This is a genomic window from Photorhabdus namnaonensis, from assembly GCF_001684335.1.
GTDB lineage: Bacteria > Pseudomonadota > Gammaproteobacteria > Enterobacterales > Enterobacteriaceae > Photorhabdus > Photorhabdus namnaonensis.
The window spans coordinates 76,361-85,743 of sequence record NZ_LOIC01000080.1 but is presented as its reverse complement, the minus strand read 5'-3'; the positions used below and the strand labels follow the sequence as shown (position 1 = coordinate 85,743).

The following is a 9,383-nucleotide window of genomic DNA, read 5'->3' as shown; positions in this document are numbered from 1 at the left end:
CCCGTTATAAGAGAGGCATTCCGGGCGGAAATCAGCCATTCCGGGCAACTGTTGGCTTGAAAGAAATGAACCACTTTACCGTGATGCAAATAGATTTCTTTACTGGCTGTCGCCTGTTTAATTGACTGCATAATCGGTGACGGCGACAACAACTTCATCACTGCCCAGTCATACCCCGCCGGCACCCAATAATTGAAAAACACATTATCCATATCCTGCTCAAATGGCACAGCAGGGATGACATCATCTTCATTGACATGGCGATAGTGGATAATAGAAGACAATTCCTCTACCGCACTACGGGTTAATGTTCGCGGCATCCCGTAACTGTAGAGACAAGGATTGTGTTCTTTCAGTTGTGCGCTGTGCAATAATGCTAAGGCTCCCCCCAAGCTGTGACCACAGATAAATAACTTTCTATTTTTAATCAAATTCTGGATGTCACTGAATACTTCTTTCTTTTTATCATCGCTGGGAACTGTTAGTTTTCCAACCAGATTAAATGCCTCCCAAAACCCTTTATGCACTTTACCATGATGAATAAACTCACTGCACAATGCTTTGTCATCATCGCAACTTAAAGCCAATGGCTGGAAAGTGGCATCAGTCAGGTAATTATCCAGGCTAGCGGTTCCCCGCCAACTAACAATCACATCTTTCTCACTGGCAACATAAAACAGTTTGGTATCACCTTGCTTGTTGCTTCCCGCTTGTGAATCAACAAACTCCACCCGGGCATAACGTTTACTAAACGGCACATCGTAAACGACAGGCGTTGCCGACAATGCTTCCACTTTATAGGGCAATTTTGAAACATCCACCATTTGCCGGTTAAAAAAGTGTTTCACAGAACCTTCAACATCGACATCCCCATCAGCATAAGCCAGTACGCTCATCAAGCACTGGTTATAAGCATTCACAATGGAATACTCCTTCTGATGATGTAGCAGTAAAACCCAAGCCCGGAAAGGACAGACTTCCAATACATACCGGCGATTTAACGGATGAACCTGATAGCCTTTTGGCTCCGGGTCCGGGAAATGATAAGGCGGTGGAATATCTTTAGAATCTTTCCAATCTTTAATCACCGGCAACCCATCACTGATCTGCCCGATAGTCACATAGCGATATTGATAGCCTTCGGCTTCCGCTTTCGGTTTTACTACCGAAGCCTCTTCACCGCGTATTTCTCGCAACGGGCGCTGCTCCATTTCGTCGGCCAGTGGTTGGGCGCCGATATACAACGTCACCGGATGAGGCAACAGATCCTCTTCTCTGAGCACACCGAAACCGTCGGTTGTCCCCTGGCGTACATAACCTGGGGTTCCGCGACTGATCAGGCGATAAGGCATGTTGACCAGCGGCTTTCCCTGTTCATCCACCAACTGAAACTCCACCCAGTTTTTCAGAAACCGTTTACAATCAAGACACAAGCGTGGATCTGATATACCCATTAGTTTTACTTCCTTCTTTTAACGTTACATATGTAAGCACGCAGACCCCACGTCATGCGTTGAAAGTCTCACAAGATTTCCCCGCCCGGCTATCAATCACCTTCATCAGCATCAATATCCTGTCAGGAATAGCCGTGATTGATTGCGTCACCAAAGATACAAGATAGTAAAAATCCTATTACCACAGATAAGAAACACCGCTTATGCCGTGAGTAATAGCAAGTTGAACGACAGGAAGACGAAATGTATCCCTATCGATTAATCCCTTTGAATAAGGGAACAGGAGTTGGAAGGTCCCTCATATTGTCCATATGACGGAACTCAAGTTATGATTATTAAATCATCACCAAATAGCAAGAAAAATTTTCATTTTTTTAAATTTACAAAAAGTAGAATTTGTAACAAAGTGTTACAAACTCAACAAAAGATTAAGTTATTGTAAATATAATGGCGAATGCAATGACAAAAATACCCCATTGCCAAAAAAAGCAGTCCACGATATATAAAAAAATCTAGCCTTTACTGATTTTTCACATCCAGTTTTGAGCAAAAAACAATTGCAAATTTTGCGGCTGCTTTTTTTGCAACAGCTATTTCAAGAAAACAGTGACATAGTGATTACCCTCATCTTCCTGTAGAACGGAATCACTCTCTTATTGTATTGATGATACAGAGAACACACGGATGTTTCATTTACCTTATGATTTAAAAGGAATAAACATGAACTCATACGTGAAAGAGATACCTGATGTATTACACAGCCAATATGGTATTAATTGTCTGACAGATATTTGCCACTATTCTTTTAATGAATTCCGTCAGCAAGTCTCTGATCATCTCTCCTGGTCAGAGACCAGCCGCTTATATCGTGATGCACAACAGGAACAAAAAGAGAATCAATTATATGAAGCGCGTATTCTTAAACTCGCTAACCCGCAGTTACAAAATGCGGTGCACCTTGGTATTACCCTCCCTCACGCTGAATTACGAGGCTACAATAATGAATTCGGTGGCCGAGCCAGCCAATATGTGGCGCCGGGTTCGGTTTCTTCTATGTTCTCCCCCGCGGCTTATTTAACTGAACTCTATCGTGAAGCACGTAATTTACATGCCGGCGACTCCGTTTATCATCTGGATGAACGCCGCCCAGACCTCCAATCAATGACGCTCAATCAGCAAAATATGGATACCGAGCTTTCTACTCTTTCTCTGTCTAATGAAATTTTGTTGGAAGGGATTAAAGCTAATCAGTCTAATCTGGACAGTGATACTAAAGTGATGGAAATGTTATCCACTTTCCGTCCTTCCGGCACGATACCTTATCATGACGCTTATGAAAATGTACGTAAAGCTATCCAATTACAAGATCCGAAACTTGAACAATTTCAGAAATCACCGGCTGTCGCCGGATTAATACATCAAGCTTCATTGCTAGGAATTAATAACTCTATTTCACCAGAACTGTTTAATATTCTGACAGAAGAAATTACCGAAGCTAATGCAGAGACAATTTATAAAAAGAATTTTGGCGATATTGAACCTACCTGGCTGGCAATGCCAGAATATCTGAAAAGTTATTATAATTTTAGTGATGAAGAACTCAGTCAATTTATTCGCAAATATCCAAATAATGAACCAAATACTCAGAAAATACATTTACTAAAAATCAATAAAATTATTTTATTATCGCAAGCCGTGAATCTACCGCTTTTAAAGTTAGATGAAATCATTCCAGAACAGAACATTACCCCAATAATATTAGGGAAAGTCTTTCTGGTTAAATATTATATGCAGAAATACAATATTGATACGGAAACTGCCTTAATACTATGTAATGATTCCATTTCGCAATATTCCTATAGTAATCAATCTAGCCAATTTGACCGCCTATTTAATACCCCGTCACTCAACGGGCAATATTTTGCTACCGAAGACACCAATATTGATTTAAGTTTGAACAGTGCCGATAACTGGAACAAAGCAGTACTTAAACGTGCTTTTAATGTCGATGATATTTCTCTTTATCGTTTGCTCCATATTGCCAATCATAACAATACCGATGGAAAAATTGTTAATAATATAAAAAATCTTTCCAATCTTTATATGACTAAATTACTGGCAGATATTCACCAATTAACAATTGATGAACTGTATTTATTACTGATGACTATCGATGAAGATAAAATAAATTTATATGACATTGATGATAAAGAGCTTGAGAAACTCATAAATAAACTCGATACCCTAAGCAGTTGGCTGCATACACAAAAGTGGAGTGTTTATCAGTTATTTTTAATGACTACTACCAACTATGACAAAACGCTAACGCCTGAAATTCAAAACTTACTAAACACGGTCTACAATGGTTTGCAGAATTTTGATAAAGAGAAAACAGATCTTCTGGCTGCCATAGCACCTTATATTGCGGCAGCTCTACAATTACCATCTGAAAATATTGCACATTCTATTCTTCTCTGGGCTGATAAGATAAAACCAAGCGAAGATAAAATAACCGCAGAAAAATTTTGGATCTGGTTACAAAATAGAGATACTACAGAATTATCAAAACCGCCAGAAATGCAGGAACAAATTATTCAGTACTGCCACTGTCTGGCACAATTGACAATGATTTATCGTTCTTCCGGCATTAATGAAAACGCTTTCCGTCTATTTATCGAAAAGCCAACTATTTTTGGCATCCCTGATGAACCGAATAAAGCGACACCAGCCCATAACGCACCAACATTAATCACCCTAACCCGCTTTGCCAATTGGGTTAATTCTCTAGGTGAAAAAGCCTCCCCTATTCTAACTGCTTTTGAAAATAAAACCTTAACCGCAGAACAATTAGCTAACGCCATGAATATTGATGCTAATTTACTGGAACAAGCCAGTATTCAGGCACAAAATTATGAGCAGGTTACTAAAGAAAATACATTCTCCAATTGGCAATCCATCGACATTATTCTGCAATGGACCAATATAGCCAGTAATTTAAATATCTCCCCACAAGGTATTTGCCCCCTGATAGCATTAGATTATATAAGACCGGCTCAAAAAACACCGACTTATTCCCAATGGGAAAATGCAGCTATGACATTAACGGCCGGGTTAGACAGCCAACAAATTAATAATCTACACGCATTTCTGGACGAGTCTCGCAGTACCGCATTAAGCAACTATTATATTGGCAAGATTGCTAACCGGGCAGCATCAATTAAAAGCCGTGACGATCTATACCAATATTTACTGATTGATAATCAAGTTTCCGCTGAAATAAAAACTACACGTATTGCCGAAGCCATTGCCAGTATCCAATTGTACGTCAACCGGGCGCTGGAAAATGTAGAAACCCATGCCGTTTCTAATGTTATTACCCGTCAATTTTTTCTCGATTGGGATAAATATAATAAACGTTACAGTACTTGGACTGGCGTTTCACAATTAGTTTACTATCCCGAAAATTATATCGACCCGACGATGCGTATCGGACAAACGAAAATGATGGATACGTTATTGCAATCCGTCAGCCAGAGCCAATTAAACGCTGATATGGTAGAAGATGCATTTAAATCTTACCTGACCTCGTTTGAGCAAGTCGCTAATTTGGAAGTCATTAGTGCTTATCATGACAATGTTAATAATGACCAAGGGCTGACCTATTTTATCGGACACAGCAAAACAGAAGTTAATCAATATTACTGGCGCAGCGTCGATCACAGTAAATTCAACGACGGTAAATTCGCTGCTAATGCCTGGAGTGAATGGCACAAAATTGACTGCGCAATTAATCCCTACCAAAGCACCATCCGACCAGTTATCTACAAATCCCGCTTATATCTAATTTGGTTAGAACAAAAGGAAACAGCTAAACAAAAGGAGGATAATAAAGTCATTACTGACTATCACTATGAATTAAAATTGGCTCATATTCGTTATGATGGTACCTGGAACGTGCCAATCACCTTTGATGTAAATGAAAAAATCTTAGCTTTAAAACTGACAAAATCTCAAGCTCCCGGACTCTATTGCTCAGGTTATCAAGGGGAAGATACCTTGTTAGTCATGTTTTATAGCAAAAAAGATAAATTGGATGATTATAAAATTGATCCAATGCAAGGGTTATATATTTTCTCTGATATGTCTTCCAAAGATATGACCAATGAACAATGTGACTCTTATCGAAATAACGGTTATACACATTTCGATACTAATAGCGTTATAAGAATAAATAACCGCTATGCAGAGGATTATGAAATTCCTTCATTGATCAATCATAGCAATAGCCATGATTGGGGGGAGTATAATCTCAGCCAAGTATATGGCGGTAATATAGTTATCAACTATGAAGTTGCATCAAGTGATTTAAAAGTCTATATTTCACCAAAGTTAAGAATAATTCATGATGGAAAAGAAGGACGAGAACGTATTCAGTGTAATTTAATAAAGAAATACGGAAAATTGGGTGATAAATTCATTATTTATACCAGTTTGGGAATCAATCCGAATAATTCATCAAATAGATTCATGTTTTACCCAGTCTATCAATATAATGGAAACACTAGCGACCTTGCTCAAGGGAGACTACTATTCCACCGAGACACAAGTTATTCATCTAAAGTAGCGGCTTGGATTCCTGGGGCAGGACGTTCTTTAATCAATGAAAATGCTAACATCGGTGATGATTGTGCTGAAGACTCTGTGAATAAACCGGATGATCTTAAACAATACATCTTTATGACTGACAGTAGAGGGACTGCTACCGATGTTTCCGGGCCAGTAGATATCAATACTGCAATTTCTCCTGAAAAGGTTAAAGTCACAATTAAAGCTGGCAATAAAGAATATCTTTTTACAGCGAATAGTAATGTCTCCTCTCAACCATCACCTAGCTTTGATGAAATGTGTTACCAATTTAATACTCTCGAAATAGAGGGTTCTAATTTGAAATTTATTAATAATTTAGCCAATATTGATGTCACTTTTACCGCATTGGCAGAAGATGGGCGTAAACTGGGTTATGAAAGTTTCAGTATCCCAGTTACTCGAAAGGTTAAAACCGATAACGCGCTAACTCTTTTTCATAATGAAAATGGCGCTCAATATATGCAATGGGGAGCTTATCGTATTCGTCTTAATACGCTATTTGCTCGCCAATTAGTTGAACGCGCCACTACCGGTATTGACACAATTCTAAGTATGGAAACTCAGAATATTCAGGAACCGATGATGGGAATAGGGGCTTATATAGAACTCGTTATGGATAAATATAACCCTGATATCCACGGCACTAATAAATCATTTAAGATTATGTATGGTGATATTTTTAAATCAGGTGATCATTTTCCTATTTATCAGGGAACATTAAGCGATATTACACAAACAACAGTAAAATTATTCTTACCTCGCGTTGATAATGCTTATGGAAATAAAAACAATCTCTATATTTACGCGGTTTATCAAAAAATGGAAACAAATTTCATTCGATTTTTTAAAGAGGATAATAATGAACCCGCTATATTCGACACTACCTATAAGCACAAGACTTTCTCAGGGCTTGTATCAGCCAGAGTAATACCAACTTTCACGGAACCTATGGATTTCAGCGGCGCTAATAGTCTCTACTTCTGGGAACTGTTCTACTATACCCCGATGCTGGTTGCCCAACGTTTGCTACATGAACAAAACTTTGATGAAGCCAACCGTTGGCTGAAATATGTCTGGAGCCCATCTGGCTATATTATTCATGGTCAAATTAAAAACTATCGCTGGAATGTGCGCCCGTTACTAGAAAATATCAGTTGGAACAGCGATCCTTTGGATTCCGTTGATCCTGACGCAGTGGCACAGCACGATCCAATGCACTACAAAGTAGCCACTTTTATGCGCACTCTCGATCTGCTAATGGCTCGTGGCGATCACGCCTATCGCCAACTGGAGCGGGATACACTGAACGAAGCCAAAATGTGGTATATGCAGGCACTACACCTGCTCGGTAACAAACCTTATCTGCCACTGAGTTCCGCATGGAATGATCCACGTCTGGACAATGCCGCAGCCACGACCATACAAAAAGCACACGCCTACGCAATAACTACCCTACGACAAGGCACGCAAACACCAGCATTATTATTACGTTCCGCTAACACCTTGACCGATCTTTTCCTACCTCAAATCAACGATGTCATGTTGAGCTACTGGAACAAACTGGAACTACGCCTGTATAACTTGCGTCATAATCTCTCTATCGATGGTCAACCGCTCCACCTGCCGATTTATGCCACACCAACCGATCCGAAAGCGTTACTCAGCGCCGCCGTTGCCACTTCTCAAAGTGGGGGCAAACTACCAGCGTCATTTATGTCACTGTGGCGCTTCCCCCATATGCTAGAAAATGCCCGTAGCATGGTCACTCAGCTAATACAGTTCGGCTCCACGTTGCAAAATATTATTGAACGCCAAGATGCTGAATCCTTAAATGCTCTGCTGCAAAATCAAGCCAAAGAGTTGATATTAACGACGCTCAGCATTCAAGACAAAACCCTTGAAGAAATAGACGCTGAAAAAACCGTGCTGGAAAAATCCAAAGCCGGAGCAAAATCGCGCTTTGATAACTACAGCAAACTATACGACGAAGATGTCAACGCCGGTGAACGTCAAGCTCTGGATATGCGAATAGCTTCCCAAAGTATTACCTCAGGATTGAAAGGCTTGCACATGGCTGCCGCCGCATTGGAGATGGTACCCAATATCTACGGCTTTGCCGTCGGGGGAACGCGCTTTGGGGCGATTGCCAATGCTATTGCTATTGGTGGCGGTATCGCCGCAGAAGGTTTGTTAATTGAAGCGGAGAAAGTCTCGCAATCTGAAATATGGCGCCGTCGCCGTCAAGAATGGGAGATCCAGCGTAATAATGCCGACGCAGAGATGAAACAAATCGATGCTCAACTTAAATCACTGACGGTACGCCGTGAAGCGGCGGTATTACAGAAAACCAGCCTAAAAACCCAACAGGAACAAACTCAAGCGCAACTAGCCTTCCTGCAACGAAAATTCAGCAATCAAGCGCTGTATAATTGGTTACGTGGTCGGTTGGCAGCCATTTATTTCCAATTTTACGATTTAGTCGTCGCCCGCTGTTTGATGGCGGAACAAGCTTACCGTTGGGAAACCAATGATAGCTCCGCACGCTTTATTAAACCGGGAGCCTGGCAGGGAACCTATGCCGGCCTGCTCGCCGGTGAAACCCTAATGTTGAATCTGGCGCAAATGGAAGACGCGCACCTGAAACAAGAGCAACGAGCACTGGAAGTGGAACGCACGGTTTCTCTGGCGCAGGTGTACCAATCCTTAGGGGAAAAAAGCTTTGCATTAAAAGATAAAATTGAAGCGTTACTACAAGGAGGTAAAGAGACTTCCGCCGGTAACGACGGCAATCAATTGAAATTAACCAACAATACGCTATCGGCGACGCTAACCCTGCAAGACCTGAAACTCAACGATGACTACCCGGAAGAGATGCAGTTAGGTAAAACACGCCGTATTAAACAAATTAGCGTCTCCTTACCGGCACTGCTAGGACCATATCAAGATGTACAGGCAGTTCTGTCTTATGGCGGCGGCGCCGCTGGATTAGCTAAAGGTTGCAAAGCCTTGGCGGTCTCTCACGGCCTGAATGACAACGGTCAATTTCAGCTCGATTTTAACGATGGCAAATTCCTGCCGTTTGAAGGGATCGATATTAATGACAAGGGGACATTCACGCTAAGTTTTCCCAATGCCGCCAGTAAACAAAAATCAATATTACAGATGCTGAACGATATTATTCTGCACATTCGTTACACTATTCTCGAATAACCATCACCTGTAACAGGTCCTAATCAGGGCCTGTTATTAAAATTCATCTTACATACCCCTGTTATTTCAAGT

2 protein-coding genes are annotated in these 9,383 nt (G+C 40.8%); one reads left to right on the top strand and one right to left on the bottom strand.

What is annotated here, in order from left to right:
• Positions 1-1,454 (bottom strand): lipase family protein (locus Phpb_RS16120; RefSeq protein WP_065391301.1); only part of this gene is annotated, 1,454 nt, incomplete at its 3' end.
• Positions 1,455-2,174: 720 nt separating this feature from the next.
• Here Phpb_RS16120 and Phpb_RS16115 point away from each other — a divergent pair.
• Complete coding sequence (locus Phpb_RS16115) at positions 2,175-9,311, top strand: Tc toxin subunit A-related protein (RefSeq protein ID WP_065391226.1); 7,137 nt, start codon at positions 2,175-2,177, stop codon at positions 9,309-9,311.
• Positions 9,312-9,383 lie beyond the last annotated feature (72 nt).

What these genes read in the sequence shown, in the direction of transcription:
- Phpb_RS16115 (WP_065391226.1), top strand. Translation starts at nt 2,175, where the DNA reads ATGAACTCATACGTGAAAGAGATACCTGATGTATTACACAGCCAATAT.